The organism is Vibrio sp. ABH4_348 (assembly GCF_056159765.1).
In genome coordinates, this window is record NZ_JBSWVW010000005.1 from 1 (window position 1) to 1,426 (window position 1,426).

Annotated in this window: 1 rRNA gene; it reads right to left on the reverse strand. The window is 52.6% G+C overall.

The window, feature by feature from the left end:
- Positions 1 to 59: 59 nt before the first annotated feature.
- Positions 60 to 1,426, reverse strand: a 23S ribosomal RNA gene (locus ACXAFJ_RS20325); the annotation flags it as partial.

The following is a 1,426-nucleotide window of genomic DNA, read 5'->3' on the forward strand; positions in this document are numbered from 1 at the left end:
TCTGTATTTACACATTCAACGTTCTTGCTTTGAGTCCATCAAAACCCTTTGGGTGTTGTATGGTTAAGCCTCACGGGCAATTAGTACAGGTTAGCTCAACGCCTCACAACGCTTACACACCCTGCCTATCAACGTCGTAGTCTACGACAACCCTTTAGGACGCTTAAAGCGCCAGGGAGAACTCATCTCAGGGCTCGCTTCCCGCTTAGATGCTTTCAGCGGTTATCGATTCCGAACTTAGCTACCGGGCAATGCGATTGGCATCACAACCCGAACACCAGAGGTTCGTCCACTCCGGTCCTCTCGTACTAGGAGCAGCCCCCTTCAATTCTCCAACGCCCACGGCAGATAGGGACCGAACTGTCTCACGACGTTCTAAACCCAGCTCGCGTACCACTTTAAATGGCGAACAGCCATACCCTTGGGACCGACTTCAGCCCCAGGATGTGATGAGCCGACATCGAGGTGCCAAACACCGCCGTCGATATGAACTCTTGGGCGGTATCAGCCTGTTATCCCCGGAGTACCTTTTATCCGTTGAGCGATGGCCCTTCCATTCAGAGCCACCGGATCACTATGACCTGCTTTCGCACCTGCTCGAGCCGTCACTCTCGCAGTTAAGCGGGCTTATGCCATTGCACTAACCTCACGATGTCCAACCGTGATTAGCCCACCTTCGTGCTCCTCCGTTACTCTTTGGGAGGAGACCGCCCCAGTCAAACTACCCACCAGGCACTGTCCTCAACCCCGATAAGGGGCCTAAGTTAGAACATCAACACTACAAGGGTGGTATTTCAAGGACGGCTCCACGCTATCTGGCGACAACGTTTCAAAGCCTCCCACCTATCCTACACATGTAGGGTCAATGTTCAGTGCCAAGCTGTAGTAAAGGTTCACGGGGTCTTTCCGTCTAGCCGCGGGTACACTGCATCTTCACAGCGATTTCAATTTCACTGAGTCTCGGGTGGAGACAGCGTGGCCATCATTACGCCATTCGTGCAGGTCGGAACTTACCCGACAAGGAATTTCGCTACCTTAGGACCGTTATAGTTACGGCCGCCGTTTACCGGGGCTTCGATCAAGAGCTTCGCGCAAGCGCTAACCCCATCAATTAACCTTCCGGCACCGGGCAGGCGTCACACCGTATACGTCATCTTACGATTTTGCACAGTGCTGTGTTTTTAATAAACAGTTGCAGCCACCTGGTATCTGCGACTCTCGTCAGCTCCATCCGCAAGGGACTTCACCATCAAGAGCGTACCTTCTCCCGAAGTTACGGTACCATTTTGCCTAGTTCCTTCACCCGAGTTCTCTCAAGCGCCTTGGTATTCTCTACCCGACCACCTGTGTCGGTTTGGGGTACGATTCCTTACAATCTGAAGCTTAGAGGCTTTTCCTGGAAGCATGGCATCAATGACTTCATCAC